This window comes from Streptosporangium sp. NPDC004631 (genome assembly GCF_053601935.1).
This window is the reverse complement of the sequence record NZ_JBSGCR010000003.1, coordinates 1-26,154: the sequence shown is the minus strand read 5'-3', so window position 1 is coordinate 26,154 and position 26,154 is coordinate 1. Positions and strand designations below refer to the sequence as shown.

Genomic DNA, 26,154 nt, shown 5'->3' with positions numbered 1-26,154 from the left:
TCCCCATGCACTCTCCCACCAACCCGGCCCTCCTCCGAGGGATGACCCAGAGCCGTTCGGTCACCCGCCGCGACGCCTTCCGCCTGGCCGGTCTGTCCGCCGCCGGTCTTGTCCTCGCCGGCTGCGGCGTCCAGGGCAAGAAGGTCGCGGCGCCCCAGAAGGACGCGACCGCCGAGTACTGGGCGTCCCACAAGAAGAACGGCGTCCTGCGCTTCGCCAACTGGCCGCTCTACATCGACAAGGACGGCAAGAGGTATCCGTCGCTGGAGATGTTCACCGCCGACACCGGCATCAAGGTCTCCTACCAGGAGGCCATCCAGGACAACCCCACGTTCTTCGGCAAGGTCCAGCCGCTGCTCGCCGCCGGCAACGACATCGGCTTCGACGTGATGGTCCTGACCAACGGCCTCCACCTCGGCAAGGCCATCGACCTGGGCTATCTGGTCCCGCTCGACCACTCCAGGCTGCCGACCTTCGCCGCCAACGCGGCCCCGAAGGTCAAGAACCCGATCTGGGACCCGGGTAACGCCCACACCGTCCCGTGGATGGTCGGCCTGACCGGCATCGCCTACAACCCGAAGTACGTGGACGAGGTCACCAGCATGCGGGACCTGTGGAACCCCAAGTACAAGGGCAAGGTCGGCATGATGGTCGACACCCAGGAGATCGCGAACTTCGGCATGTTCGCGCTGGGCATCGATCCCGACACGTCCACGGAGGCCGACTGGCGGCAGGCCGGGGAGAAGCTCAAGGCGCAGCGCGACGCCGGCCTGGTGCGCAAGTACTACGAGAACGACTACGTCGACGCGCTCGCCCGGGGCGACGTGTGGATCACCATGGCCTGGTCGGGTGACATCTTCCAGCAGGTCGCCGAGGGCAAGGACCTGAAGTTCGTGATCCCCCAGGAGGGCGGCACGATCTGGACCGACAACATGTGCATCCCCAAGACCGCGCAGAACCCGGTGGACGCGCTGACGCTGATGGACTACGTCTACCAGCCCAAGATCGCGACCATGCTGGTCGAGGCGGTCAACTACATCACCCCGGTGCCCGCCACCAGGGAGCTGGTCCTCGCCGACGCGGCCAAGGCCACCGGGGAGGCCAAGGCGTCGCTGGAGCAGATGGCCGGCAGCCCGCTGGTCTTCCCCGCCGAGTCGGACATGGCCCGGCTGCGGTCCTACAAGTCGCTGACCGCGGCCGAGGAGAAGGTCTTCGAGTCCATCTTCCAGCCGATCACCCAGGGCTAGCGGTGAGCCACCGGTGAAGCGCCTCGCCCCCTACCTGCTCATCCTGCCCGGCGGCCTCTGGCTGCTGATCTTCCTGGTGGTGCCGATGGTCTTCATGGCCTCGGTCTCCACCCAGGAGGGCGACATGCTGAACGGCTTCGTCCAGACGTTCAACCTCTCGACGTACGGCGACGCCCTGGTGCAGTACAGGACACAGTTCCTCCGCTCGGCCGGGTACGGCCTGATGGGCACGGCGATCTCCATCGCGCTGGCCTACCCGATGGCCTACTGGATCGCCTTCAAGGGCGGCGCGCGCAAGTCCACCTACCTGCTGCTGGTGCTGCTGCCGTTCTTCGTGTCGTTCGTGCTGCGCACCGTGTCGTGGAAGTTCCTGCTGGCCGACGACGGCATGCTGCTGTCGCCGCTGAAGTCGATGGGCCTGGTCCCCGGCGACTTCCACGTGCTGCAGACCACGGTGGCGGTGATCGGCGGGCTGGTCTACAACTACCTGCCGTTCATGATCCTGCCGATCTACGTGGCGCTGGAGCGGGTGGACCCCCGGGTGGTCGAGGCCGCCCAGGACCTGTACGCCCCCAGGCGCGAGGCGTTCACCAAGGTCGTGCTGCCGCTCTCGCTGCCCGGCGTGTTCGCCGGGGTGCTGATGACGTTCGTCCCCATGACCGCGGACTACGTCAACGCCGGCATCCTCGGCGGCCCGGAGAACACGATGATCGGCAACATCATCCAGACCGAGTACCTGACCAACAGCGACTATCCGACCGCCGCGGCGCTGTCGTTCACGCTGATGGCGGCGATGCTGATCGGCATCTTCGCCTACGCCAAGGCGCTCGGCACCGAGAACGTGCTGGAGGCGGCGGCCCGATGAGCGCATCCGACACGGCGACCGCATCGGCCGGGCGAGGAGCGGACAGGCCCGGCAGGCGGGTCCGCCCCAGATCCCGGCTCGGCGACCGGCTGCTCAGGGCCTACGTCTGGGTGATCATCGCCTGGCTCTTCCTGCCGATCGCGGTCATGGTCGTCTTCGGGTTCAACGACACCCGGAGCAAGTCGAACGTGAACTGGCAGGGGTTCACCCTCAAGTGGTGGACCCGGCTGGGCGACTACCCCGAGCTGACCGCGGCGGTGGTCAACTCGCTGAGGATCGCCCTGCTCGCCACGCTGATCACGACGGTGATCGGCACGCTCATGGGCCTGGCCCTCGGCCGCTACCGGTTCCGCGGGCAGGGCGCCACCAACCTGGTGATATTCGCCGCGATCGCCTCGCCGGAGCTCGTCATGGGCGCCTCGCTGCTGTCGCTGTTCATCAGCACCGGCGTGGAGACGGGCTTCGCGACCGTGGTCATCGCGCACGTGCTGTTCTCGCTGTCGTTCGTGGCCATCACCGTACGGGCCCGCGTCATCGGCCTCGACCGGTCCGTCGAGGAGGCCGCGCGCGACCTGGGCGCGTCCACCTGGACGACGTTCTGGCGGGTGACGTTCCCGATGATCCTGCCCGGGGTCGTCTCCGGCGCGCTGCTGGCGTTCGCGCTCTCCATCGACGACTTCGTGATCACCCAGTTCACCAGCGGCTCCCTCCAGACGTTCCCGCTCTGGATCTGGGGAGCCACCAGGATGGGCATCCCGCCGCAGGTCAACATCCTGGGAACGCTCATCTTCGCGATAGGCGTCGCGGTCGCCGTGGTCAACACGCTGACCGCCCGCCGCCGCACCTAGCTGCCGTCAAGCCCCGCGCCTCCGACGGACGGCCCGGGGCTTCGGTGTATCCACGATCCCCGGCAGAGAACAGGGAGGCGAGATCGGATTCAGGCGGGGGGAACCCGCGCGTGATCTTCATGATCCCGCGATACACAACACAGACAATCTGCCTCACGTAGGGAAGTGAGATTTGTGGATCCGCTGAAGGCTCTTGCTGACGCGGAGCGCAAGCCGTACTGGCTCGACAGTCCGGCGAAACCGGAGCCGCTGCCGCGGCTCTTCGGAGAGACGACCGCCGATCTCGCGGTGGTCGGGGGAGGCTTCTCGGGGCTGTGGACCGCCCTGATGGCCAAGGAACGCGATCCGTCGCTCGACGTGGTCCTGCTCGAAGGGCGCAGGGTCGGCTGGGCGGCGTCCGGCCGTAACGGCGGCTTCGCGATGGCGACGCTCACCCACGGGATCGCCAACGGCCTTGAGCGCTGGCCCGAGGAGATCGCCACGCTCGAACGCCTGGGAACGGCCAACCTCGACGAGATCGGCCGGACCGTCGCCGACCACGGCATCGACTGCGGCTACGAGCGCACCGGCGAGCTGCACGTGGCCACCGAACCCTGGCAGCTCGCGGAGATGAACGAGAGCGTCGAGATCGCCAGGGAGCTGGGGGCCCGCTTCGACGTCCTCGACCGGGAGCGGATCCGGGCGGAGGTGAACTCGCCCACCTACATCGGGGGCCACTGGGAGCGTGACGGCTGCGCCATGCTCGACCCCGCCCGGCTGGCCTGGGGGCTCCGCCAGGCGTGCCTCTCGCTGGGGGTGCGCATCCACGAGCGCACGCCGGTCAGGCATGTGAGGGACACCCCGGCGAGCATGGATCTGCTCACCCCGCACGGCACCGTGAGGGCGGGCAAGGTCGCCCTCGGCACCGGCGTGTTCCAGCCGCTGCTACGGCGGCTGAAACACCTCCTGGTGCCGGTCTACGACTACGCGCTGATGACCGAGCCGCTCTCCGCCGAGCAGCTCGCCTCCGTCGGCTGGCGCAACCGGCAGGGCGTCGGCGACGCGGCCAACCAGTTCCACTACTACCGGCTGACCGCCGACAACCGCATCCTCTGGGGCGGCTACGACGCGGTCTACTACAACGGCGGAAAGATCAAGCCGGAGTACGAGCAGCGCGACGAGACCTTCGTCAAGCTGGCGGAACACTTCTACACGACCTTTCCCCAGCTGTCGGAGGTCCGCTTCACCCACAGGTGGGGCGGGGTCATCGACACCTGCAGCCGGTTCAGCGCCTTCTACGGACTGTCGCACGGCGGGCGCCTCGCCTACGCGGCCGGCTACACCGGCCTGGGGGTCGGCGCCACCCGCTTCGGGGCCAACGTCATGCTCGACCTGCTCGGCGGTGAGCCGACCGAGCGGACCGGGCTCCGGATGGTCAGGGAGAAGCCGCTGCCGTTCCCGCCCGAGCCGGTCCGCTCGGTCGGGATCCAGATGACGCGCTGGTCGATCGCCCAGGCCGACCTCCACCAGGGCCGCCGCAACCTCTGGTTGCGCACCCTGGACCGGATGGGCCTGGGGTTCGACTCCTAGGGGCGCGCCCCCGATCCTCGCCCGCCGGGCGAGGATCGGGGGTATCCCGTACGGCTCGCCTCCGGTGCGCGGGCCGTACGGGCCCGGGGCCGTGAGCGGGAGGGCGAGCCCGACGCCGACGGGGTCACCACGGCACTCCCTCGCGGGCGCCTCCGAGTGGCCGGCGTGGTCCCGTGCCGACCGAAGTCGAGGGCCGTACATCCATCGATGTACGGCCCGAATGGGTCTGCGTGACGATGCCCGGCCGCCCGGTACCGGACATCGTGGATACCGTGACGACGCGACGCATCGACGTGCTGGACGTGCTCAGGGGCGTGGCCATCATGGGCACCCTGGGCACGAATATCTGGATCTTCACCAGCCCCGCGGGCCCGGCCGGGGCGCTGGACGCGCTCGGGCAGACCGGCGCGGTGGAGACCTTCCTCCGTTTCCTGACCAACGGCAAGTTCCTGGCACTGCTCACCCTGCTCTTCGGGGTCGGCCTGGAGTTGCAGTACCGCTCGGCCGAGCGGCGTGGCACCCCCTGGCCGGGGCGGTACCTCTGGCGGGCGGCGCTGCTGTTCACCGAGGGACTGATCCACTATGTGCTGGTCTTCGAGTTCGACGTGCTGATGGGCTACGCCCTGACCTCGATCGTGGTGGCCTATCTGATCGGCCGGAGCGACCGGGTGGTCAGGGCCTGGATGATCACAGTGGGTTCGACGTTCACGGTGCTGATCGCCCTGGCCACCTTCGCCATGCTGTACGGCCGGGCCGACGCGACCCCGTCCACCCCGGCCGGCTCGGCGCTCTTCACCGACGGCTCCTACCTGGACCAGGTCGCCGCCCGCGTCCAGCTGATCGGCGTCTACCGGATGGAGGCCGTGCTCATCGTCCCGCTGGGCATCGTGCTGTTCCTGCTCGGCTCACGGCTGATGCGCGGGGGAGTGTTCGACAACTCGGACCGGGGCAGGGCCCTGCGCGGGAAGCTCATGATCATCGGGTTCGGCGCGGGCGTACCGCTCAACCTGCTGACCTCCTTCGCGGGGGATGCCTGGTTCCTGGTCGACCGTTACCTGCTGCCGCCGCTGATGGCGCTGGGCCTGCTCGCCCTGACGACGACGGTCGTGCACCGGATGAGCGGTCCCGCCGGACCGGTGCGGCGGGGCCTGACCTCGGTCGGCCGTACCGCGCTGAGCTGCTACGTCTTCCAGAATCTGGCCGCCTCGGCGCTCTGCTACGGCTGGGGTCTCGGGCTGGCCGGAAGGTTCGACGGAGTGCGGCCGTGGTGGGTGGTGGCGGCCTGGGCGGGCATCTGCGCCCTGTTCATGACGCTGTCCACGCTCTGGCTGCGCCGTTTCGAGCGCGGACCGCTCGAACTGGTCTGGCAGTGGGCCTACACGGCACCCCGGTCCCGCCCGGCGGCGGACGCCAGGACGCCCGACGACTCCCTCCGGCGCTAGAGGCCGGTCTGCCGGGGAGTCGCGGCGGAGCCGCACGGTAGGCGGCTTCAGGGGGTGGCGATGGCCACGGTGCCCGAGGTGCCGTTGACCGTGATCCTCTGGCCGGTGACGACGTGCTCGGTCGCGTGCGGGACGCCGACCACCGCCGGGATGCCGTACTCGCGGGCCACCACGGCGCCGTGCGAGTTGGCGCCGCCCATCTCCATCACCAGGCCGCCCGCGGTGAGGAACAGCGGGGTCCAGCCGGGGTCGGTGGAGGGGCAGACCAGGATCTCGCCGGGTTCCAGGTGGGCGCCGACCGGATCGAGCACCACCCGGGCGATCCCGGTCACCGTTCCGGCCGAGGCCGGGGTGCCGGTCAGCGCGCCGTCCACCGGCACCACGGCGGCGGCGGACTCCGGCTCGGTGCCGTCGGACAGCATCACCCGGGGGATGTGCCTGCGCCGCCGCTCACGTGCGGCGTCCTCACGCCGCGCGGCGACGAGCGCCCGCGGCGCACCCGTACCCGTACCCGTACCCGTACCCGTACCCGTCACGGTGGCTCTCACCGTGGCCCTGACCTCGTCGAAGGACAGGAAGAACACGTCGTCGGGGGAGTCGAGGAGACCTCGGGCGGTCAGGTCGGCGCCGACGGCCTTCAGCTCGGCGCGCATCGCGGCCAGGACGGTCACCATGAAGAACTTGGGCAGCTCGCGGAGGCCGGCCAGGGCCCTGGTCCGGCCGAGGGCGAAGCGGACGATCCGGCCGCGCAGGCCGCCCACCCTGGCGCTCAAGGTTTTGATCATCATGGCGGCCTCGCCGGCTCCCCTGGCGAACAGGGCGTCGGGAGCCGGTGCAGGACCCTCCAGCCGGAGATAGTTGGCCAGGACACCGATGATGTGGGTGGGCTCCTCCGACCAGCGCGGAACCCCGAGGTCGATCTCCGCGACCGCCCGCACGCCGTAGGCGGAGAGAAACTCCTTGAGCCCCCGCTCCACCACGGCGGGCAGCGACCCGTCGTGGAAGCGCCCGGCGAGCTCGGCCGCCGGGGTGCCCAGCAGCAGGGACGCGGCGTCGGCGTCGGCGCGGATCCGCTCGGCCAGGTGCCAGAGGGCCAGGTCCATCTCCGTGGTCACGTTGTGCGGCAGGCCGCGCAGGACGGTCGAGAGCTCACCGGGCCGGGCGTGGTCGCCGAGAAGCCAGGAGGCCAGGCCGAGCATGGCGAACCCGACCGCGGGGCCCGGCACGATCCTGGGGAGCAGCGTGACGGCCCGGTCGCCCAGTATCCGCTCGACCCGGTCGAGCCGCTGCGCCGGTGTGGCGTTCGCGGGGGAGGCCAGCCGTACCCGCAGCACCGCCCCCAGCCGGTCCGCCCGCCTCCGCGTGGACGCCGGGCTCAGCACGGCCTGTACGGCCCGCGACGGAAGGTGGAAGCGGGCCGCGACCCTGCGGATCCGGCGCGCGGCGGGCCGTACGGAGCGCTGGGTCACGCTGAAGCGGGGGTCGTCGAACAGACCGCGCAGCACCGTGGCCGATCTGGCCTCCATCACGTCGAGCAGGCGGGGAAGGACCGCCCGGCCCACCCGGCTGCGCATGATCCCGGTGACGTCGAGGAACATCCGCCCGGCCGCCTCGGTGAACTGCGGCGCCCCCTCCACCGGGTCGGCCACCGGGGTGTTCAGCAGCGCGGCCCCGGACGACGAGAGCAGCCGGAAGGCCGAGAGGCCCATCGGGGTGATCGGCGCGTAGATGCCCTGCGCCACGCTGAGACAGAAGTGGATCCGCGTGTCCCCGGGCTCCTGTCTCCCGATCGGGTCCGGCCGTGGGGGGAGGTGGCGGGGGATGGGGAAGAGGGTGGTGACCGGACGCGACTGGGTCAGCCAGAGCGTGCCGTCGGCGTCGATGGCCCACTCGGTGTCCTGCGGGGCTCCGTAGTGCTCCTCGACCCGGCCGCCCAGCTCGGCCAGCGCCCGGATCTGCGCGTCGGTGACGCAGGCCCCGTCCATTTCGGTCTCGACGTGCTCGACACCGCCGTCCGGCAGGGACCGTACGGCCAGCCGCTTGTCGCCCAGCCGCCGCTCGCCGATCCGCCCGGTGGCGATGTCCACCACGAAGTGGTCGGGGTTGACCGCGCCGGAGACCACGGCCTCGCCGAGTCCGGGACCGGCGTCGATCACCGCCTCGTGCCGCCGCCCGGTGACCGGGTTGGCGGTGAACATCACCCCGGCGACCTCGGACTGGACCATCTCCTGGATCACGACGGCCAGTAGGACGGTCCGGTGGTCGATGCCGTTGGCCGCCCGGTAGGCCACCGCCCGGTCGGTCCAGAGCGAGGCCCAGCAGTGCCGGACCGCGTCCAGTACGGCGTCGGCGCCGATCACGTTGAGATAGGTGTCCTGCTGTCCGGCGAAGCTGGCGTGCGGCAGGTCCTCGGCGGTGGCGGAGGAGCGGACCGCGACGGGGCCGTGCGCGCTGCGCCGTACGGCGTCGGCGATGTCGCCGGGCACGGGTGCGGAGAGCACGAGCTCGCGGGCCCGGCTCGCCAGCTCCTTCAGGACCCCGAGGTCCCCGGCGGGAACGGCGGCCAGTGCGTCGAGCACGTCCTCCAGCCCGGCCCGCTCGGCGACCCGGCAGTACCCCTCGGTGGTGACGCAGAGCCCCGGCGGCACGGGGAGCCCGGCGGCGGTGAGCACGCCGAGGTTGGCGGCCTTGCCCCCCACCAGGGGCAGCGAATCCGCTCCGATCTCAGTGAATGTCAGGATCAGGGGAGTGTCCATGGATGCGTCTCCTTGAGGCTTCGCCGAGCAACGCCATGGCCCGGGTGACGAGCTCGCGTTCCTCGGCGGTGAGATGGGCCATGACCTGGAGCTGCGCGTCGGCTCTGGCCTGTTCGAACCCCCGCAGGAAGTCCGTGCCGTCTTTGGTGAGGACGATCCGCCGGACCCGCCGGTCGCCGGGATCCTCGCGGCGGTCGGCCAGGCCGCGCCGTACCAGCTGGTCGACCAGGCGGCTGGTGGCCGAGACGGACCGGCCGACGCGCTCGGCGAGCTCGCGGAGCGTGGGGGCGGCCGGGCGGTCGAGGACGTAGAGCGTGGCGACCTGGATCACCGAGGGCTCGTCGCCCTCGAATCCGCGGAGCAGCTGAAGGATGAGGCCGGGGAGGAGGGCCCGCCGGAAGTCGCCGATGTCCTCGGCCAGCCGATCGCGCTCCACGCCGTCCACGGAACAACTCCTTGCATGCCTGCAACCAGTGCGCCCCCGCAACGGTAAGCCGCCACAACCAACAAGTCAACAGTCGATGAAATAGCGGCGAGGGGCGGGCGAGGGGAGCGTCCTCGGACGGACGCGGCCGGCCCCGGCGGCGGCGATCCCCCCTGGCTCCATGTGGTTTCGCGCAGGTAGGCGGATACCGGAGAAAGGAGAGTTCGGGATGAGCGGCCTGGTTTGGTGGGATTACTGGCTTAATATGGATGACTGTGCGTTCTGAACGGACGCATGCTTGACCGCACGGCGGCCGCGACACGCGGTATCTACCCCGGTCGAAGCCCACCACGACGGTGTGCTCCCCGATCGGGGCAGCGCTCCGTCTGGACTCGGACGGAGACGGTGAAGTCCTACCTGGCCGTGATCGGCTCACCCGGCGCCTGGCGTTTCCTCGTCCCCGCCTTCGTCGCGCGCCTGCCGTACGCCATGTTGCAACTCGGCATCCTGCTGCTCGTGCAGTGGTCCACCGGCTCGTACGGCGAGGCCGGCCTCGCCGCCGCCGCGGCGGCCGTGGCACAGGCGCTGGTCGGCCCGCAGACCGGGCGGCTCGCCGACCGGTACGGTCAGTCGAAGGTGCTCGTCCCACAGGTCGTCGCGCACGCCGCCGCGTTGGGCGCCCTGCTCGCGCTCGCTCTGTCCCACGCCCCGATCGCCACCCTGTCGGCCCTGGCGGCGCTGGCCGGCGCCACGGTGCCGCAGGTCGGTTCGATGGTCCGGGCCCGATGGGCACACCTCCTCGGCGGTTCCGGGAGGCTGGGTACGGCCTTCGCCGTCGAGTCCATCACCGACGAGCTGACCTTCACCCTCGCCCCGGTGCTGCTGGTGACCGTCTCCACCCGATTCTCACCGGCCTGGGCCCTGCTGGTGGCACTGATCATGGTGGTGACCGGGACACTGGTGTTCGCCGGGGTCCGCGGGGGAGCCCCCGAGCCGGCGCCGGTCCGGGTCCGCTCCCGGCGTGGGGTGCTGCGCCTGCGCGGCGTGGCCGTGCTCGCGGTGGCCTTCGCCTCGCTCGGCACCGTCTTCGGCAGCCTCCAGATCGGTATCACCTCCTACACGGCGGCCCACGGCCAGGCCGCCTCGGCCGGGCCGATCTACGCGGCCTTCTCCGGGGCCAGCCTGGCCGGCGGCGTCGTGTACGGCGTCGTCCGCTGGCGGGTCACCGCTCCGGCCAGGCTGCTCGGGGCGGTCGGCCTGCTCTGCGCGGCCACGGCCACCCTGACGTTCGCCGGATCCGTCCCCATGCTGTACGGCGGGGCGGCGCTGGCCGGACTCGCCATCGCCCCCGCGCTCATCACCGGCTACACCCTCGTCGAGGCCCTGGTCCCCGCCAAGGTCAGGACCGAGACCTTCACCTGGCTCAGCGGCTCGATCGGTCTGGGCATCGCGGGCGGCGCCTCCGTGGCCGGACAGCTCGTGGACCGCTTCGGAGCCCCCACGGCCTTCCTCGTCCCCCCGGTCACCACCGGCCTGGCGGCACTGCTCGTGCTCGTCTTCCTCCGCAGACTGCACCCCGGCGCCGGGCAGCCCTCCCCTCACCGGTCGGCGGCCATCCCCTGATCCTCGGGTCCGCCGGTGACCATCCGGCCTCCGTCGTCCATGGGGCGGAGATCGGTAGGCAGGTGAGCCCGTCGCCGAAGCTCAGCGACTCCTGCCCGCAGTACAGGACGGACCCCGCTCGGAATCGGTCTCCGAGTCGCCGCTGTAGAAGACGCAGACCTCGGAAATCATCCGAGCGTACGGTCTCGGAGGCTTTGACCTCGATGCCGATGATCTCGCCCGTGTCGTTCTCCAGGACGCCGTCGACCTCGGTCTGATCCCGGTCGCGGTAGTGATAAAGCCGTGCGGATGTCTGTATAACTGCGGATGGTGGGCGCTGAGATGCTCAACTCGGAGCCGAGCCGTTTGAGGTTGAGCAGTCCTGCGCTCTGAGCGGCGAGGAGCGCGATGAGCCTGCGCATGTCGGTGGCGCGTTCGATCGGGAGCCGGGGACCGTTTCGGGCGGCCCCCGGAGAGCGGTCGGGGAGCGGAGGTCAGGCGGTGGCGGCCTGGCGGGCGCGGCGGGCCTCGCGGCGTTCGACGAAGCGCGAGGCGGAGGCCTCCAGGCGGGCGAGGAACTCGGCGAGCTCCTCGCGGGCCTTCTCGCCCTCGGCGTCGAGGTCCTTCATGTCGAAGACGGCCCACTGGCGCAGGACCGGCATGAGAACGTCGTCGATGTGCAGGCGCAGGTCGTAGATCCCGGCGTTGGCGATGGTCATCGCCTTGCGGGTGAAGCCCTCGATCCCGGTGCCGGGCATCTGGAAGGTGGTCACCACGTCGGTGACGGCGCGCATCGTCTGGCTCGGGGTCAGCTGGAAGGCCGCGTCGAGCAGGTTGCGGTAGAAGAGCATGTGCAGGTTCTCGTCGGCGGCGATCCTGGCGAGCAGCCGCTCGCAGTTCGGGTCCTGGGAGGCCTTGCCGGTGTTGCGGTGTGAGATGCGGGTGGCCAGCTCCTGGAAGGAGACGTAGGCGAGCGAGTGGAGCACACCCTCGTAGGCGTTGCTGAAGCCCTCTTCCATGTGGGACATGCGGGCACGTTCCAGAGCGACCGGGTCGACCGCGCGGGTGACCGTCAGATAGTCGCGGATGGCGGTGCCGTGGCGGCCCTCCTCGGCGGTCCACCGGTGAACCCAGGTGCCCCAGGCGGCGTCACGGCCGAAGGCGGTGGCGATCTCGTAGTGGTAGCTGGGGAGGTTGTCCTCGGTCAGCAGGTTGACGATGAGGGAGATCCGAGCCTCCTCGGGAAGCTTCGAGTCGGTCTCAACCCAGGCGTCGCCACCGAAGAGGCCGTCGTAGTCCCTGCCCTCGGACCACGGGACGTACTCGTGCGGGAACCATTCCTTGGCCACCTTGTGGTGCCGGTCCAGCTCACCGGCGACGACGGGCTCAAGCTCAAGCAGTAGCTCGGTCTGGCTGAACTCTCGCATACGGCCTCTCCCTTACAGACTACGGAACCGTAACCTACGTTAGCGTAGGTTGGTGGCGATTCGGTAAGTGGGACAGACCGTCTTGTCAGCAGGAAACCGGCTTTTTCCGCAGGCTTGCCATAGGCCCCGTACGGTGCGGAGCCGGTGTTCACGGAGCCGTACCAGGCGCCTACGGAGCCGTACGCGCACGTCCGCGCGGCGGGGACTCGCTCCGGCCCGGTGCTGCTGTGATCTTGATCCGTACGCGCGCGCCCGCTTGGCGGGAACAGCCGGTTACGGAGCCGAGGCCGGGGCGCGGGGGGCGGGAACGGCCGCGCCGGCGCCCGGCCGCGGCTGGAAGGGGAGGCGCGCACCCTCGCGAGTCCGGCCGTTCAGCCCCCGGGCCGCCAGGAAGACCAGCGTCATGTCGGTCAGGAGCAGCAGACGCTCGACGAGGCCGTAGTAGTCGGCGCCGTCCATCAGGTTCGAGACCGCCGACCCGGGGTGGGCGGCCAGGAACGCCGCCAGGAGCGCCACCGACAGCACGCTGACGACCGGCAGAGACCGCCTCCCGAACCGGCGGCCCAGCATCCAGCCCGCGCAGGGCAGCGCGGTGAAGACCACGGCCGCCGACCAGCGGTGGATCTCCCCGCCGATCGAGGCGGCGCCGAGGGCCGGGTCGGCGGGGAACGCCGCGGTGAGCAGCAGCCCCAGCGCCGCGGCGAGGAACAGCACTCGCGCCGCCGCGCTGCGCGCGGGGTCCACCCGCGCCAGGCCGTACGCGGTCCACACCGAGCCCAGGGCGAGCGCGATCGTGCCCGTGGTCATCGCCCAGGCGCCGGCGTCGAGCAGCGCGTAGTCGCCGACCAGGTTCCGCATCGGATCCACCGCGCCACCGGCGGTCACGTGCGCGCAGCCCACCAAGATCAGGGCCAGGACCGCCCCGGCCATCCCCGGCCAGCGCCACACGGCGTCGTCCTCGGCCTCCTCCACGGCGTCGCCGTTCACCGCGCCACCTCCCGAGGGTGGGGGCCGGCGTCGATCAGGATCCGCCTCGGCCGGACGGCGAGGGGGGCCGGGGCGAGGTCCGGTGCGGCTGACATGACCATCGGTACTCCGTTCAACGGGCTGTCGGGTGGCGGGTGAGGCCCGCCGGGTGGCGGCCCACAGGACGCCGGAGGCGGTGGCCGCCCCCGTGGCAGGGCCACCGCCCCCGGTGTCCCACCGTGGATCGCCGGGGTGCTCGGGCACGACCGGCACCGGGCCGATGAGCCCGATCGGCGATCACCGCCGCGGCGGCGGGTTCGCCGGTCGCGGGCCTGCGGCGCCGCAGGGCGAACCGCGGGCCGGCCACGCCCATCGTCCGGAGGCCACTGGCAGCGTCCCGTGTCGCGGACGCCGGGGCCATAGGGGTTCTCCCTGACTTGACAAGGAATTCCCCGAGATCGGGGTCGGGGACTGTTGACCCGTCGGCTCCGTTGCTCGTAGCTTCGCGGGCATGGATGTGGTCGGTGCCTGGCGGCTGGTCGAGTGGCGGATCACCCGCCCGGACGGGCGAGTCTCCCATCCCTTCGGCCGGGACGCCGTGGGGCTGCTCTGCTACACGCCCGACGGTCACATGAGCGTGACCGTCTCGCGGGCCGGGCGCCCGCCGCTGCCCGGAGAGGATTCCCCGAGCGCCTGCCAGGCGCAGGCCGAGGCGTTCACGTCGTTCCTCTCCTACTCCGGTCGCTACGAGATCCGCGAAGGACATGTGGCCCACGACGTCGAGATGGCGCTCAACCCGGCCTGCGTCGGCACCACCCAGATCCGCGAGGCGAACTTCGACGGCGAGCGGCTCGTCCTGGCGGCCCCCGAGGGGGGCAGGTGGCACACCCTGTTCTGGAGGCGCCCGTAAGGCGCCCCGGGGGTGGGGGTGAGGCGCGATCGGCGCGAGGCCGGGGCCCGGTCACGCGTTTTCCCCCGGTCCCGGCGCTCGGTCACGCGCCCCCACTCCTCCCGAGACGGACGCTCAGTCGCCCGACCTGACGAGCTCCGGGGCCGGCTGCGGCTCCGCGGCGTCGCGGCGCCGTAGGTGCCGGACCACCTCGACCACCACGGTGATCGAGACGGCGATGCCGAGGCCGAACAGCAGGCCCTTGATCGGGTCGTGTTCGAAGGCCGCGCCGCCCAGGTAGCCGATCAGTCCGGAGTAGACCGCCCAGGACGAGGCGGCGACGGCGTCGAAGAACGCGAACGAGCGCCGGGGGTAGGCGACCGCGCCCATGGTCAGGGTGCAGGCGGTCCGGCCGCCGGGGATGTAACGGGCCACCACCAGGACGAGCCCGCCCCGCTCGGCCAGCGCCCGCTCCGCCCAGGCGATCGCCTTCCCGCTCCGTCTGCCGTTGCGCAGCCGGTCGTTGGTGGTCCGCCCGATGGCGTAGGAGATGTGGTCGCCGACGAACGCCCCCAGTGCCGCCACCACGATCACCGGCACGATGTCGGGCGCCCCGGTGGAGGCCGCGAACACGCCCGCGGTGATGACGGACGTCTCCGCGGGCACCACCGGGAAGAACCCGTCGAGCATCGCCAGCGCGAACAGCGCCAGATAGATCCATGGAGAGGTCATCGCCTGCTGGACGGCATCGAGGATGGCCTGTGTCACAGCTTTCGCTCCTGTCGGTGTGGAGATTCCTCACAGCACGGTGACGAGCTGCCGACCTCCGGACATCGGGGGAGCTCCCCGAAGTTTTCCGGTCAGACCCCTGAGATCTCTCAGGGTCCGCCACATCGGCGACAGGAACCGGGCACCGGCCGGCACATCCCTCGACCGCCTCCCGGCACCCCTTGCCTTGGCAGGGACGGCCGCCACCCGAGGTGGAGACGTGCCGGCCGGGCACTCGGGCCGGGTCCCGCGTGGTTCAGTTGAGCAGCCAGACGGCGAGGTTCAGTGAGGCCGCGTAGGTGACCCAGAGCAGGTACGGCACCAGCAGCCAGGCGGCCGGTCGGCTGATCGGCCGGAACATGACGACGGTGGCCGTGATCGTCCCCCAGAGGACGACGATCTCGGCGAAGGCCAGGCCGTACCGTCCGGCGCCGAAGAAGAGCGGGGTCCAGGCCGCGTTGAGCAGGAGCTGGGCCGCGTAGACGCCGAGCGCCGGGGTCCAGCCCCGCGCCGACCAGGCGAGCCAGCCGGAAACGGCGATCATGATGTAGAGCACCGTCCACGCCGGCCCGAACAGCCACTGCGGTGGTGCCCAGGAGGGGCGTTCCAGCGCGAGGTACTCCGCGCCGGCGTCGACCGCGGCCAGCGCTCCGACCGCCGCCACCAGCGCGAGCGTGACGGCGAAGACCGGAAGGCCCGCCCAGCGTCTCCGTTGTCCTGCGATGACCATGAATCCTCCCTGCCCTCTCCTTCGTGCCCTGTCACCATCCGGTTTCCCCACGCGGGGAGGGATCGGGAGGGGGCGCGGGCGAGATCCGCGGGGCCGGCCGGAGGCTTCACACCGGCCGGGCGGAGACGTTCCCCAGGGCGCGCGGTCGCAGATTCAGGCGGTGAGGACGGCGGGAGCCGGATCGTGGTGCAGCCGGCCCAGGACGCGGCGGAAGGCGTAGACGGAGACGGCCGCGGCGAGGCCGCTGATCAGCGCCACGACCGAGGTGCGGACCAGCAGGTAGGTGCCGATCGACTCGTGCAGCAGGAGCCAGATGCTCACCGAGGAGTTGGCCAGCAGTACGAAGGCCCAGAGCAGGGTGATCCGGGCGAAGAACCGGCGGACCCGCTCGTGCCTCAGCACCGTCGAGGGCAGGTGGATGTAGTCGAGGGCCAGGCGCTGCGCCAGCGGGCGGTTCAGCCGTACCGAGGCCAGGAAGGCCATGCTGATGCAGATCGTGCCCAGTTCGGGCTGGAGGAAGTAGACCACCGCGCTCCCGCTCCACAGCCCCAGCAGCGCCCGCACGGTGATCGCGATGGCGGCGAGGATCATCGTCCCCGGCACGGGGATCCGCCGGATCAGCCGCCATCCCACCCCCGCGTACACCCAGGTCACCGCCGCGATCAGCGCGCCGGTCAGGCCGAGGACCGCCAGCGCGGTGTAGAAGACGGCCAGGGGGGCGACCACACCCTCAAGGAGCCTCGGCACCGCCTGCCGGACCAGGGCGGCGACGCGGGGGAGGGCGACAGGTGCATGGCTCATAACGCTCCACGGGATGGTGGAATGACCGGCACCGGGGCCCGTGCCTGCCCCGGCAGGAGACCGTCAGCCATGTCAGGTTTGTCGTATGGGCTACAGAGGGGAAGCTCCGGCGATGACCGGCCCCTTACCGTACCTGGGCCGAGTGCATGCCTCGGCTATACCCTGCCGGTGTCCACGGTCGCCCCCGTAACCGGGGTCCCTGTTCCCGCCCGCCCCGCGGCCCCGCCGCCGGTGCGGCGCCGAGGCCGGTCAGGGGGGCGAAAGCAGGCCGGGAGGCAGGATCTGGCAGGCGAAGGCCTGCAAGCCGGGTCAGCCGAGGGCCTGCCGGCCGGGGTCAGCCGAGGGTCGCGGTGGCCAGTCTCGCGCCGAAACCGATGAACAGCGCGCCCACCCCGGTGGTCAGCCCGGCGGACAGCTTCCTGCGGGCCCGGAACTGACCGGCGAGGAAGGTCCCGCCGAAGATCAGCACCGACAGGTAGAGCACGCTGAACAGCTGGCAGATGGCGCCCAGGATCAGGAACGACAGCGCGGGCGCGCCGTAGGCGGGGTCCACGAACTGGATGAAGAACGAGATGAAGAACAGAATCGCCTTCGGGTTCATCAGGCTGATCACCAGGGCCTTGCGGAACGGGCTCTCCCCGGCGCGCCTCTGCCCGGTCCGCCTCCCGTCGGCCTGCCGCGACGCGGGAGCGGTCTCGGCGGTCCCGGGCCTTCCGGGCGCCCGCCAGGAGCGCCAGGCCCCCCGGAGCATCTGGAACCCGACCCACGCCAGGTAGGCCGCTCCGGCGTACTTGACGAGGTTGAACAGGATCGGCGTCGACCTCAGGAGCGAGGCGACCCCGGCCGCCGCGAGGACCATCAGGACGGTGTCACCGACGAAGACCCCCGTCGCGGCGCGATACCCCTGCCGTACCCCGTGCTGCGCCGCGGTGGCGAGCACGTAGAGCGAGTTCGGGCCGGGTAGCAGGATGATGAAGAAGGCGCCGATGACATAGGTCCATATATCGGTGATGCCGAAGAACATAGCGGTGCTCCAGGGGGCGTTACGAGGTGCTCCATCACGGTACTCCCCGTCCGCCGTCCCACCGCCGTCCGGCCTAGTCCCGGTCGGCGAGTGGCTGGACCCGGTGCGGGACCAGCGTGGACAGCGTGATCACCGTGCTGCTCCGCCGTACGCCGGGGATGGCCAGGGTCCGGTCGATGACCTGCTGGATGTGTTCGTGATCGCGGCCGGCGATCCGGCACCAGACGTCGCCCGGGCCGGTGACGACGTGGGCCTCCAGGAGTTCGGGGATCGCCTCCAGCGCGGCGGAGATCTCCTCGCGGGAGACCTGTTCCACCTCCAGGGTGGTGAAGGCCTGCACCGGGTAGCCCAGGGCGCGCGGGGAGAGGGTGGGGCCGAAGTCGGTGATCACACCGTCGGCGACCATCTTGTCCAGGCGGGCCTGGACTGTCCCCCGGGCGACGCCGAGCAGGCGGGAGATCTCCAGCAGGCCGGTCCGGGGGCGCTCCCTGATCAGCTGGAGCACCTTGCGGTCGAGTTCGTCCAGGCCGTTCCGTCGAGCTGTCAATGTGTCCACCTCCAGAGTGCCTGCTGTACGCGATGCTGACGATATGGCAGTGAATTGACCGGTGCGTTGCCCACTCTGATCCTATAGTTCACACTACGCCGACATATATGTCATATAGGGCCATGATGGAGGCGAAATAGTGCGGCAGCATTCCCATCCATTCATCCCCTACCGCCCCACCCGCCATCCGGAGCCGGAGATGCCGGAGCGGGGGCGGCGGTTCCACGAGCACATGGACCTGCGGCGGAGTGTGCGGTTCTTCGGTGACGAACCGGTGCCGCGCGAGTGTGTGGAGCCGGCGATTGGTCCGCTTCGCGGAGAAGTACGGCGTGCGCCCCGACGGCACCGGGGTCAAGCACTGCTACGTCAACGAGAGCGTCGGCATGGCCTGCGGGTTCTTCATCGCGGCCCTGCACGCCATGGGCCTGTGCACACTCACCCACACCCCCGGCCCGATGGCGTTCGGGGGCCAGTCCCCCTGACCGGCTCCTTTACGGTCCCGGGCCGGGCGCGGTGGCGCCGGAGCCGCTCATCCCCGGTGAGACGAACGGCGCCGGATCAGCAGGCCGATGAGCACGCCGATCACCATCACGGTCAGCAACGCCGTCCAGAGCGGCGAGGTCACGCTGATGGTCAGCCAGCGGATCCGGACGGGCTGGCGGTTCTGCGCGATGAACGCCACCCCGAGCGCCAGCAGCACCAGCGCCGCCCACACCCGGGGTGGCACCGCCGCGATCCGCCTGCCGAACGACCGTGGCCGATCCGCCGGTGTCGAAGCCATAGCCGCCTCCCCCGCTTACCAAATGTTATGTTTATACTACTTTAAGCTATAAAAGCTGAGAGACTGGTCTCGTTTTTGGGAGCCGGTGGGTGCTGGGCGAGAGGTTCCGGCAGGCTGTTAACGTCATGGACTACGCAATTCTCACGGGGTTTGTCCTCGTCACAGGTGTCGTGCTCGCTCTGGTCGCTCAGTGGAGGGGCTGGCGTCCATCGCTGCTCGTCGTGTTGGCGGTCGGAATCGGGTTCCGGGTGCTCATCATGACCACCTCCGCCATCGACGACTGGCAGCCGGTGGATTTCATGAAGAGCTTCAAGCCCGCGGGCGAGGCGATTCTGAACCGTGAGGACCCCGTTCTCGGCAGCGCGGGCGGCTGGCACTTCCTGCCGACCATCCCCTACGTGTACGGCCTGCTGCTCTGGCTGGGCATCCCGTGGGAGGTCGGCGGCCGGCTGGTCACCGTGGTCGCCGACATCGCGCTGATTCCGCTGGTCGGCAAGCTCGCCGGTGGCCGCACCGCCTCACTGCGGGCCTTCCAGTACGCCTGCAACCCGCTGGCCATCCTCGTCGCCTCGGTGCACGGCCAGGTTGAGCCGGTCGCACTGGTCTTCGGCGTGGCCGCGTTCGTGGTCGCCCGAGGCCCCGGCCGCCCCGACCGTCCGGGCGTCACGACCGACGTGGCCGGGCTGGTACGGCGGCGCGTGTCGGACCTCGGCGTCGGCGGTGCGCTGCGGCACGCGGTGGGCCCCGGCGGCGTGGCCCACCGGGCACTCATGCCCCGGCCCGGAGACAGGGCCTCCCTGCGCCGGGCGCTGTTCGCCGGTCTGCTGATGGGCCTGGCCCTGTGCGCCAAGAGCTGGCCGATCTGGCTGATCCCCGGGATGCTCCTGCTGCTGCCCACCGTCCGAGCCCGCGCCGTCGCGTTCGTCGCCACGGGCATCGCCCCGATCTTCTTCCTGGTCACACTGCCCGTCTTCGCCGGCACCTCGCTGAGCCAGATCCCCGAGGTCATCCGGGTGATCCAGGACATCCGCCCGATCGTCGGGGAGTGGGGCTACAGCGCGATCCTGGTCGGCGGGGACTGGACGCTCCATCCGGGGATCGCCACGTTCGGCACCCGGCTGATCTACGTCACGATGGTGGCGGTGGCCCTGCTGTGGCGCCGCGCCGACCCGGTGGACCTCACCACGGCCCTGCTTCTGGCCTTCATGGTCGTGACCCCCCGCCTTGGCGCGCAGTACCTGCTCTGGTTCATGCCGTTCCTGATCGCCCGGCCCACCCGCTTCGCCTGGCCGGCCATCATCGGAGTCTCCCTCTGGGCCGGATACGGCTACCTCTACATGACCCAGTTCGACACCGACACCTGGTGGGCGCTGCACTCCGTCTGGGCGCGGTGCTCCATCGTGCTCCTGCCGATCCTGGCCCTGGCCATGCCCTGGGATCGCCTCACCTTCAAGGCCCCCGCCGGGCCGATGGAGCGGGTCCCGCGCACTCCCGTTCCCACACCCGCCTCCGTCTGAGACCGGCCGCCCCGGGACTCCGTCCGAGAACGGCCGACCCGCGGGTCCGCCTGAAACCGGCGGGCCTGTGGTCCGGTCCGGGACCGGCCCGCCCGCGGGGACGGTCCGGGGCCCGGCGATCCGCCGGTCCCGCTACCGCCGGCTCACCAGCCGGCCCAGGGACATCCCGGCCAGCCGCCGGACCTCATTGGCCATGTGCGACTGGTCGGCGTACCCGCTGGCCGCGGCCACCTCGGCCGGCGCGACCCCGCGCCTGGCCAGCCGGAGCGCCCGCTGGAACCTGACCACCCGCTGCAGCGTCTTCGGCCCGTACCCGAAGGCCCGCAGCGACCGCCGGTGGAGCTGCCGCTCCCCGAGCCCCAGGTCCCAGGCCACCTGCCCGACACTTCTGCCGGTCCGCAGCGCCGCGGCGATCGCCGGCGCGGCCGGGTCGGGGCCGGGCGTCGCGCGCAGCCGTACGGCCAGCGCCTCCTGCATCGTCCGGGGCGTCAGACCGGGCAGCACGTCCAGCTCGGCCAGCGGCACCCGCCTGTCCCGCAGGGCCTCGACCGGCACGCCGAACGCCTCACCCACCCCGCCCGGCCGGAACCGGATGCCGGTGTAGCGGTCACCGGGGGACATCCGCACCGGCACCGGGCCGGTGTCGGGGCCGGCGACCTGCGGACCATCGGGCCCCCAGATCAGATCGACACAGCCGTCCGGGACCACCAGCTGCGTCATCGGGGAGGTCGCGACGTTCGTCCAGACGCGGGCCACCCGCCCGGCGAGCGCCGGATCCGGGGCCCACTCGCGGTACATGCCCCCAGATTACGGCCGCAGGCCGGGCTCGCGCTCCAGCAGGCGGCCGTCGTCCATCTCCGCCACCCGGTGCGCGTGGCGGATCTGCGCGACGTCATGCGTGACCAGCAACGTCGCCACCGCGCGTTCCCCGGTCAGCCGCGCCAGCAACTCCATGATCTCCCCGCCCCTGGCGTGGTCCAGCGCTGAGGTGGGCTCGTCGACCAGCAGCACGGCCGGATCCCCCATCAGCGCGCGGGCGATGTTGACCCGTTGCCGCTCGCCCCCGGACAGCTGGTGCGGGCGCCGGTTCTCCTTGCCGACCAGCCCCACCGCACGCAGCAGGTCGGCCGCCCGGCCGGAGGTCCCGCCCCGCATGTGGTCCATGGCCTGCAGCTGCTCCAGCGCGGTGAGCGAGGCGATCAGGTTGGCCTGCTGGAAGACGATGCCGATCCGGTCTCTGCGCAGCGCCGTACGCTCCCTGTCGTTCAGTCCCGACGCGTCGACCCCGCCGATGACCACCTGGCCCGAGTCGGGCCGGATCAGGGTTCCGGCGACGGCCAGCAGGCTGGACTTGCCGGACCCCGAGGGGCCGATCACCGTGACCAGCTCACCGGGTTTCACGACCAGCGACACGTCGTCGAGCACGACCAGCCTGGCGTCGCCGTCGGGGTAGCTCAGGCGCAGGTCGGTCAGTTCCAGGCTCATCGGGCACTCCCCAGGGCGATCAGCGGGTCAACGGAGGTGATACGGCGTACGGCGAGCACGGCCCCCGCCATACCAAGGACGATCATGGCCAGCACCGGCACCAGCGTCGTCGAGAAGCTCAGCACGAACGGCATGATCCGTTCGGCGAGCGCCCCGACCCCGAGCCCCACGGCCCCGCCGATCCCGCCGCCCACCGCCAGCACGATCAGCGCCTGCGACAGCGCGTCACGCATCAGGTAGCCGCTTGAGGCGCCGAGCGCCTTCATGATGGCGATGTCGCCCTGGCGCTGGACCGTCCACACGGTGAAGAACGCCCCGATGACCAGCGCCGAGATGACGAACAGGAAGCCCTGCATCAGCGTCAGCGAGCCGTTCTCCGAGGTGTAGGAGCCGATGCCGGCCAGAGACTCCCTCTTGGTGACGGGGTGCGTGCCCAGCGTCCGCGCGGGGGCGTCGCCGTTCAGCACCACGACGGTCGCGGTCTCCGGCTTGGCGTGCGCGACGCGCTGCCAGTCGGTGAGCGTGGACCACACCACCGGCGTGTGACCGTAGGAGTCGTCCGGCCCGAGGGCGGAGACCCGGTACGTCCGGTCGCCGATCGTCACGGTCTCCCCGACGGCCAGGTCGAGGTCCGGCGACACGACCAGCTCGCCGTCCGCCGGCCGTACCGACGCCAGCGAGTCGGAACCGAAGACCGCGATCGCCTGGTTCGAGCCGTCGTGAGTGAGACGCGTCTGGGTGATCCCCAGCGGTTCGCCACCCAGGCCCCTCCACTGCTCGGCGGTGACCGTGCTGTCGGTGAAGGAGATCTTCTCGCTCCCGAAGGCGATCTGGTCGCCCTTGAGGTTCTCGATGGCGGAGATGTTCTCCCCGGCGAGTCCCGAGGTGAGCCCGGACAGCAGCACGACCAGCAGGGTGATGAGCGCCACGACGGACCCCATAAGGGCGAACCGTCCCTTGGCGAAACGGATGTCTCTCAGTGCGATGAACACGGGAATCTCCGGTCGATTGTCTCTTGACTGCTCCCAGGCTCGCCGATCCCGCTCACCCGGGGCATCGCGCCTCCGATCGGTACCCGAATCAACCAAAGGTTGGATACGAGCCCTCCTCACCCCCTCCTAACCTGGACATATGACAAGGGAGGTGGAGATTCCTACGGTGCGGCTACTGCGGTACGGCCTACACGGCGTGTTCTACGTGCTGCTCGCGGTCGCGCTGGGCCGATCCGCCGGTTCGTCCTCCGATTCGTGGATGGCCCTGTCCGGGGGGATCGGACTTGGCGTCGTCTACGCGGCCGGACTCATCACTTTCGGCCGGCGCCGCACGGCGCTGCTGGTCTGGCTGGCGGCCGTCACCCTGATCTGGGCGGCGCTCTGCCTGCTCAGCACGGACTTCGTCTGGCTGGCGTTCCCGCTGTTCTTCATCTGCCTGCACCTGCTGCCGCTGCGCGCCGGGGGCGCGGCCGTACTCGCGCTCACCGGCGTCTCCGTCGGCACGCTCGCCCTGCACGAGGGCGCGCTCACCCCGGCACTGGTGGTCGGCCCGGTCATGGGGGCGATGGTCGCGATCCTCACGGTCACCGGCTACGCGGCCCTGTACCGGGAGAGCGAGCGCCGCCGCGCGCTCATCGACGAGCTGACCCGCACCCGTGCCGAGCTGGCCGAGACACAGCACGAGGCCGGAGTGCTCGCCGAGCGCCAGCGGCTGGCCAGGGAGATCCACGACACCCTCGCCCAGGGACTGTCCAGCATCGTCCTGCTGCTCCGCGCCACCCCGCCGGACCCGGCCGGATACGTCGGAGAGGCGATGCGCGCGGCCGAGGACAACCTGGCCGAGGCCCGCCGCTTCGTCCACGCCCTGGCCCCACCCGGCCTGGACGGCTCCCTGGAGGAGGCGCTGCGGCGCCTCTGCTCCAGGCAGGGAGCCGCCTTCCAGCTCGACGGCGAGCCGTACCCGCTGCCTCGCGGGGCCGAGATCGCACTGTTCAGAATCGCCCAGAGCGGCCTCGCCAACGTCTCCCGGCACGCGCAGGCGAGCAAGGCCGCCCTCACACTGACCTACATGGAGGACGAGGTGGCGATGGACATCGTCGACGACGGACGGGGCTTCGACCCGCTCACCCGATCCGGCAACGGCCTCGGCTTCATCAGGGACCGCGCCGCCGAGCTCGGCGGCGTCGTCACCGTCGAATCCGCCCCCGGCCTCGGTACGGCCCTGGCCGTCACCCTGCCCGTGCCATGATCCGTCTGCTGCTCGTCGACGACCACCCCGTCGTCCGCAAGGGGCTGCGCGCGGTCTTCGACCAGGCCGCCGACATGACCGTCACCGGCGAGGCGGCCACGGGCGAGGACGCCGTACGGCTCGCGCCCGGCGCGGACGTCGTGCTGATGGACCTGCGCCTGGGGGCCGGGATGTCCGGCGCGGAGAGCACCCGGTTGATCGGCGAACTGCCGGACCCACCCCGCGTGCTGGTGCTGACCACCTACGACACCGACGGCGACATCTTCGCGGCGATCGAGGCCGGAGCCGCGGGCTACCTGCTCAAAGACGCCCCCACCGACGACCTGCTCGACGCCATCCGGGCGGTGGCCAGGGGGGAGACCATCCTCGCCCCGCCGGTCGCGGCGCGGCTGGTCACCCGGATGCGGTCACCACAGGTGGCGCTCTCCCCGCGCGAGGTGGAGATCGTGGCCCTGGTGGCCGACGGTCTGTCGAACCGGCGGATCGCCCGTGAACTGTTCATCAGCGAGGCCACGGTGAAGAGCCATCTGGTGCACATATACGCGAAGCTGGAGGTGGACAACCGCACCGGGGCGGTCATGGTCGCCCGCCGGCAGGGGCTTCTCCGGAGATGAGAGCCGCGGCCCACTCGCCGTCGGGGTCGCTGTCGATCAGCAGCGCGCGGGTCAGCAGGCTGAGGGGGATGGCGAGCAGAGCCCCCAGCGGGCCGAGCACGAACGCCCACACCAGCAGGGACAGGAACGTCATGGTCGTGGAGAGTCCCACGGCGTCGCCGAGGAACTTGGGCTGGACCAGTGACTGGACCACAAAGTTGATCACCATGTAGGAGGCGATCACGAGGAGCAGGGTCTTGGGACCGCCCTGGAGCAGGCCGAGCAGGGCGGGCGGGATCAGCCCGATGACGAAGCCCACGTTCGGGATGTAGTTGGTGATCAGCGCCAGGACTCCCCAGAGCAGCGGGAGCGGGACGTCCAGCACCCAGAGGGCGCCCACGTCCAGCACCGCGCAGATCAGCCCGAACGCCGTCGAGACGACCAGGTAACGACGGGTCTTGTCGGCGAAGGAGCCGAGCGCCTGGATGAGCCTGGGCCGTCCCGTCGCGGCCTGAGAGGAGAGGACCTGCGAGAACGACCGCGCGTCCAGGCACATCGCCAGCACCACGACGACGATGAGCAACAGGGCGGAGAAAACCCCGAGCAGTCCGGAGGCGAACCCCGAGAGAAGTTCGAAGATCTTGCCGGGATCGAGCGCCTTGAGCGCCTGGTTCATCTGCTGGGTGCCGATGCCGAGTCCCGCCGCGAACCGCTGCGCCTGGACGACGAGCTGGTCGAACTGCCGGCCGTAGGTGGAGGCGAGGGTCGCCATCTGCGCGACCGAGAGGGTGAGGATCGCCACCATGCCGAAGAGCAGGAACAGCACCAGGGCCAGCGGCACCGCGACAAGCGTCCAGCCGGGCGCGTGGCGACTCTGCAACCAGGTCCTGACCGGGGCGACCGCCAGGACGAGCACCAGTGCCAGCAGTACGGGTCCGATGATCGACCCGACCGCTCTGATGCCGGCGAGGGTGACCACGGCGCTCGCGGTGCAGAGCAACACGATGAGGGCTCGGGGGAGCGATCTTTGGTCCGTCATATCGGGTCTCTACCCGTATGACGGGAAACGCGTCAGTGCCGAGGGGGGTCATCGCGGAGACCCTTGCCGCGTTCCCGGTGCTCCTGACCTTCTCGGTGGAGGCCGTCTCGATTTGACGGGGGGCGAGGCCGTACATAGAGTTCACAGGCCCGAGGGGGTTGGCGGAGATCGCCAAGGCCTCGGGGACCCCTTCTGATCGGATCCCCCTGGTGAGACGCGTGCGTGTCGGCAGGATTTGGTTTGACACGAGCCAAATGCGGGAGTAAGTTGGAAGGGTTGCTCCGGAGACGGAGGAACGAAATTCGAGGATGGTTCGCCGGGTCGCGTCAATTTGACTCGGGAAAGCGGGCCTGAAAGAATAAAGGCACGACGAAGTAAACGAAACGCCCTGGAAGCTCCGGCCGATCGGCTGGGCAGATGGTGAACGCGTCCGTTTCTTGAGAACTCAACAGTGTGTTAAAAGCCAGTGCATGATGCACAACCCCGCCCCTGTTCCGTGCTGTTGTGGTGTGGAGGGGGAGGGATTCCTTTGGTTGACGCACCCGGTCCTGTGTGGACGGGTGTTTTCAGCCGGGGTGAACTTTTTCAGACAT

Annotated in this window: 26 protein-coding genes; 11 read left to right on the top strand and 15 right to left on the bottom strand. The window is 70.6% G+C overall.

The window, feature by feature from the left end:
• Positions 1-5: 5 nt before the first annotated feature.
• The 5 genes from ACWEF2_RS03435 to ACWEF2_RS03415 all read left to right on the top strand — a co-directional run bounded on the left by ACWEF2_RS03435 (position 6) and on the right by ACWEF2_RS03415 (position 5,971).
• Positions 6-1,247 (top strand): ABC transporter substrate-binding protein, encoded by a 1,242-nt coding sequence (locus tag ACWEF2_RS03435; RefSeq protein WP_453811481.1) that lies wholly within the window; start codon positions 6-8, stop codon positions 1,245-1,247.
• Between the two features lie 13 nt (positions 1,248-1,260).
• The gene (locus tag ACWEF2_RS03430) at positions 1,261-2,112 is read left to right on the top strand and encodes an ABC transporter permease (RefSeq protein WP_453811479.1); all 852 of its coding nucleotides are present in this window, start codon (positions 1,261-1,263) and stop codon (positions 2,110-2,112) included.
• Complete coding sequence (locus ACWEF2_RS03425; RefSeq protein ID WP_453811477.1) at positions 2,109-2,960, top strand: ABC transporter permease; 852 nt, start codon at positions 2,109-2,111, stop codon at positions 2,958-2,960. Before ACWEF2_RS03430 ends, ACWEF2_RS03425 begins: the two co-directional genes overlap by 4 nt.
• Positions 2,961-3,134: 174 nt before the next feature.
• Complete coding sequence (locus tag ACWEF2_RS03420; RefSeq protein ID WP_453811475.1) at positions 3,135-4,529, top strand: NAD(P)/FAD-dependent oxidoreductase; 1,395 nt, start codon at positions 3,135-3,137, stop codon at positions 4,527-4,529.
• Positions 4,530-4,801: 272 nt separating this feature from the next.
• Positions 4,802-5,971, top strand: a complete 1,170-nt coding sequence (locus tag ACWEF2_RS03415) for a DUF418 domain-containing protein (RefSeq protein WP_453811473.1) — start codon at positions 4,802-4,804, stop codon at positions 5,969-5,971.
• A 47-nt stretch (positions 5,972-6,018) separates the two neighbouring features.
• On the opposite strand, the gene ACWEF2_RS03410 is transcribed toward ACWEF2_RS03415, so the two are convergent.
• Together ACWEF2_RS03410 and ACWEF2_RS03405 are read right to left on the bottom strand one after the other, a co-directional pair.
• A complete protein-coding gene (locus tag ACWEF2_RS03410) occupies positions 6,019-8,727 on the bottom strand; it encodes a PEP/pyruvate-binding domain-containing protein (RefSeq protein WP_453811471.1) in 2,709 nt (902 codons plus the stop codon).
• Positions 8,696-9,172: a MarR family winged helix-turn-helix transcriptional regulator gene (locus ACWEF2_RS03405; RefSeq protein WP_453811469.1), complete on the bottom strand. Its 477-nt coding sequence runs from the start codon at positions 9,170-9,172 to the stop codon at positions 8,696-8,698. Before ACWEF2_RS03405 ends, ACWEF2_RS03410 begins: the two co-directional genes overlap by 32 nt.
• A gap of 384 nt (positions 9,173-9,556) precedes the next feature.
• On the opposite strand from ACWEF2_RS03405, the gene ACWEF2_RS03400 reads away from it, so the two are divergent.
• The gene (locus ACWEF2_RS03400; RefSeq protein ID WP_453811467.1) at positions 9,557-10,774 is read left to right on the top strand and encodes an MFS transporter; all 1,218 of its coding nucleotides are present in this window, start codon (positions 9,557-9,559) and stop codon (positions 10,772-10,774) included.
• Here ACWEF2_RS03400 and ACWEF2_RS03395 read toward each other — a convergent pair.
• The 3 genes from ACWEF2_RS03395 to ACWEF2_RS03385 all read right to left on the bottom strand — a co-directional run bounded on the left by ACWEF2_RS03395 (position 10,674) and on the right by ACWEF2_RS03385 (position 13,167).
• Positions 10,674-11,072, bottom strand: coding sequence for a DUF4143 domain-containing protein (locus tag ACWEF2_RS03395; protein WP_453811971.1), 399 nt, complete (start codon positions 11,070-11,072; stop codon positions 10,674-10,676). The genes ACWEF2_RS03400 and ACWEF2_RS03395 overlap by 101 nt on opposite strands.
• Before the next feature lie 175 nt (positions 11,073-11,247).
• On the bottom strand, positions 11,248-12,180 hold the full coding sequence (locus tag ACWEF2_RS03390) for an acyl-ACP desaturase (protein WP_453811465.1): 933 nt from the start codon (positions 12,178-12,180) through the stop codon (positions 11,248-11,250).
• Between the two features lie 273 nt (positions 12,181-12,453).
• Positions 12,454-13,167 carry a DUF998 domain-containing protein gene (locus tag ACWEF2_RS03385; RefSeq protein ID WP_453811463.1) on the bottom strand — a complete coding sequence of 238 codons (714 nt, stop codon included), beginning with the start codon at positions 13,165-13,167 and terminating at the stop codon, positions 12,454-12,456.
• 490 nt (positions 13,168-13,657) lie between these two features.
• On the opposite strand from ACWEF2_RS03385, the gene ACWEF2_RS03380 reads away from it, so the two are divergent.
• A complete protein-coding gene (locus tag ACWEF2_RS03380) occupies positions 13,658-14,056 on the top strand; it encodes a lipocalin-like domain-containing protein (protein ID WP_453811461.1) in 399 nt (132 codons plus the stop codon).
• A gap of 114 nt (positions 14,057-14,170) precedes the next feature.
• Here the strand turns inward: ACWEF2_RS03380 and ACWEF2_RS03375 are convergent, their stop codons facing one another.
• The 5 genes from ACWEF2_RS03375 to ACWEF2_RS03355 form a co-directional block, all read right to left on the bottom strand.
• The gene (locus ACWEF2_RS03375; RefSeq protein WP_453811459.1) at positions 14,171-14,803 is read right to left on the bottom strand and encodes a DedA family protein; all 633 of its coding nucleotides are present in this window, start codon (positions 14,801-14,803) and stop codon (positions 14,171-14,173) included.
• A 256-nt stretch (positions 14,804-15,059) separates the two neighbouring features.
• Positions 15,060-15,533 carry a TspO/MBR family protein gene (locus tag ACWEF2_RS03370; RefSeq protein WP_453811457.1) on the bottom strand — a complete coding sequence of 158 codons (474 nt, stop codon included), beginning with the start codon at positions 15,531-15,533 and terminating at the stop codon, positions 15,060-15,062.
• Positions 15,534-15,686: 153 nt separating this feature from the next.
• On the bottom strand, positions 15,687-16,334 hold the full coding sequence (locus tag ACWEF2_RS03365) for a VC0807 family protein (protein ID WP_453811455.1): 648 nt from the start codon (positions 16,332-16,334) through the stop codon (positions 15,687-15,689).
• 334 nt (positions 16,335-16,668) lie between these two features.
• Positions 16,669-17,358, bottom strand: coding sequence for a leucine efflux protein LeuE (gene leuE, locus ACWEF2_RS03360; RefSeq protein WP_453811452.1), 690 nt, complete (start codon positions 17,356-17,358; stop codon positions 16,669-16,671).
• A gap of 73 nt (positions 17,359-17,431) precedes the next feature.
• A complete protein-coding gene (locus tag ACWEF2_RS03355; protein ID WP_453811450.1) occupies positions 17,432-17,905 on the bottom strand; it encodes an Lrp/AsnC family transcriptional regulator in 474 nt (157 codons plus the stop codon).
• Between the two features lie 302 nt (positions 17,906-18,207).
• Between ACWEF2_RS03355 and ACWEF2_RS03350 the strand changes: the two genes are divergently transcribed.
• Positions 18,208-18,387: a hypothetical protein gene (locus ACWEF2_RS03350; protein WP_453811448.1), complete on the top strand. Its 180-nt coding sequence runs from the start codon at positions 18,208-18,210 to the stop codon at positions 18,385-18,387.
• Between the two features lie 47 nt (positions 18,388-18,434).
• Here the strand turns inward: ACWEF2_RS03350 and ACWEF2_RS03345 are convergent, their stop codons facing one another.
• A complete protein-coding gene (locus ACWEF2_RS03345; protein ID WP_453811446.1) occupies positions 18,435-18,686 on the bottom strand; it encodes a lipopolysaccharide assembly protein LapA domain-containing protein in 252 nt (83 codons plus the stop codon).
• A 125-nt stretch (positions 18,687-18,811) separates the two neighbouring features.
• Between ACWEF2_RS03345 and ACWEF2_RS03340 the strand changes: the two genes are divergently transcribed.
• Positions 18,812-20,203, top strand: a complete 1,392-nt coding sequence (locus ACWEF2_RS03340; protein ID WP_453811444.1) for a hypothetical protein — start codon at positions 18,812-18,814, stop codon at positions 20,201-20,203.
• Positions 20,204-20,335: 132 nt separating this feature from the next.
• On the opposite strand, the gene ACWEF2_RS03335 is transcribed toward ACWEF2_RS03340, so the two are convergent.
• The 3 genes from ACWEF2_RS03335 to ACWEF2_RS03325 are packed head-to-tail and all read right to left on the bottom strand — an operon-like array spanning position 20,336 to position 22,680.
• Positions 20,336-21,001 carry a DUF6597 domain-containing transcriptional factor gene (locus ACWEF2_RS03335; RefSeq protein WP_453811442.1) on the bottom strand — a complete coding sequence of 222 codons (666 nt, stop codon included), beginning with the start codon at positions 20,999-21,001 and terminating at the stop codon, positions 20,336-20,338.
• Positions 21,002-21,010: 9 nt separating this feature from the next.
• Positions 21,011-21,688, bottom strand: coding sequence for an ABC transporter ATP-binding protein (locus ACWEF2_RS03330; RefSeq protein WP_453811440.1), 678 nt, complete (start codon positions 21,686-21,688; stop codon positions 21,011-21,013).
• A complete protein-coding gene (locus ACWEF2_RS03325; RefSeq protein ID WP_453811438.1) occupies positions 21,685-22,680 on the bottom strand; it encodes an ABC transporter permease in 996 nt (331 codons plus the stop codon). The genes ACWEF2_RS03330 and ACWEF2_RS03325 overlap by 4 nt, the downstream gene beginning before the upstream one ends.
• Positions 22,681-22,846: 166 nt before the next feature.
• On the opposite strand from ACWEF2_RS03325, the gene ACWEF2_RS03320 reads away from it, so the two are divergent.
• On the top strand, positions 22,847-23,929 hold the full coding sequence (locus ACWEF2_RS03320) for a sensor histidine kinase (protein ID WP_453811436.1): 1,083 nt from the start codon (positions 22,847-22,849) through the stop codon (positions 23,927-23,929).
• A complete protein-coding gene (locus tag ACWEF2_RS03315; protein ID WP_453811434.1) occupies positions 23,926-24,543 on the top strand; it encodes a response regulator in 618 nt (205 codons plus the stop codon). Before ACWEF2_RS03320 ends, ACWEF2_RS03315 begins: the two co-directional genes overlap by 4 nt.
• On the opposite strand, the gene ACWEF2_RS03310 is transcribed toward ACWEF2_RS03315, so the two are convergent.
• Positions 24,506-25,561, bottom strand: a complete 1,056-nt coding sequence (locus ACWEF2_RS03310) for an AI-2E family transporter (protein WP_453811431.1) — start codon at positions 25,559-25,561, stop codon at positions 24,506-24,508. The two genes, ACWEF2_RS03315 and ACWEF2_RS03310, sit on opposite strands and share 38 nt — an antisense overlap.
• Positions 25,562-26,154: the final 593 nt, after the last annotated feature.

Bases quoted from the DNA above. Each gene is read 5' to 3' on its own strand.
- ACWEF2_RS03425 (WP_453811477.1), top strand. From the start codon at position 2,109: ATGAGCGCATCCGACACGGCGACCGCATCGGCCGGGCGAGGAGCGGAC.
- ACWEF2_RS03310 (WP_453811431.1), bottom strand. From the start codon at position 25,561: ATGACGGACCAAAGATCGCTCCCCCGAGCCCTCATCGTGTTGCTCTGC.
- ACWEF2_RS03380 (WP_453811461.1), top strand. From the start codon at position 13,658: ATGGATGTGGTCGGTGCCTGGCGGCTGGTCGAGTGGCGGATCACCCGC.
- ACWEF2_RS03365 (WP_453811455.1), bottom strand. From the start codon at position 16,334: ATGAGCCATGCACCTGTCGCCCTCCCCCGCGTCGCCGCCCTGGTCCGG.
- ACWEF2_RS03335 (WP_453811442.1), bottom strand. From the start codon at position 21,001: ATGTACCGCGAGTGGGCCCCGGATCCGGCGCTCGCCGGGCGGGTGGCC.
- ACWEF2_RS03370 (WP_453811457.1), bottom strand. From the start codon at position 15,533: ATGGTCATCGCAGGACAACGGAGACGCTGGGCGGGCCTTCCGGTCTTC.
- ACWEF2_RS03315 (WP_453811434.1), top strand. From the start codon at position 23,926: ATGATCCGTCTGCTGCTCGTCGACGACCACCCCGTCGTCCGCAAGGGG.
- ACWEF2_RS03435 (WP_453811481.1), top strand. From the start codon at position 6: ATGCACTCTCCCACCAACCCGGCCCTCCTCCGAGGGATGACCCAGAGC.
- ACWEF2_RS03390 (WP_453811465.1), bottom strand. From the start codon at position 12,180: ATGCGAGAGTTCAGCCAGACCGAGCTACTGCTTGAGCTTGAGCCCGTC.
- ACWEF2_RS03410 (WP_453811471.1), bottom strand. From the start codon at position 8,727: ATGGACACTCCCCTGATCCTGACATTCACTGAGATCGGAGCGGATTCG.
- ACWEF2_RS03330 (WP_453811440.1), bottom strand. From the start codon at position 21,688: ATGAGCCTGGAACTGACCGACCTGCGCCTGAGCTACCCCGACGGCGAC.
- leuE (WP_453811452.1), bottom strand. From the start codon at position 17,358: ATGTTCTTCGGCATCACCGATATATGGACCTATGTCATCGGCGCCTTC.
- ACWEF2_RS03340 (WP_453811444.1), top strand. From the start codon at position 18,812: ATGGACTACGCAATTCTCACGGGGTTTGTCCTCGTCACAGGTGTCGTG.
- ACWEF2_RS03345 (WP_453811446.1), bottom strand. From the start codon at position 18,686: ATGGCTTCGACACCGGCGGATCGGCCACGGTCGTTCGGCAGGCGGATC.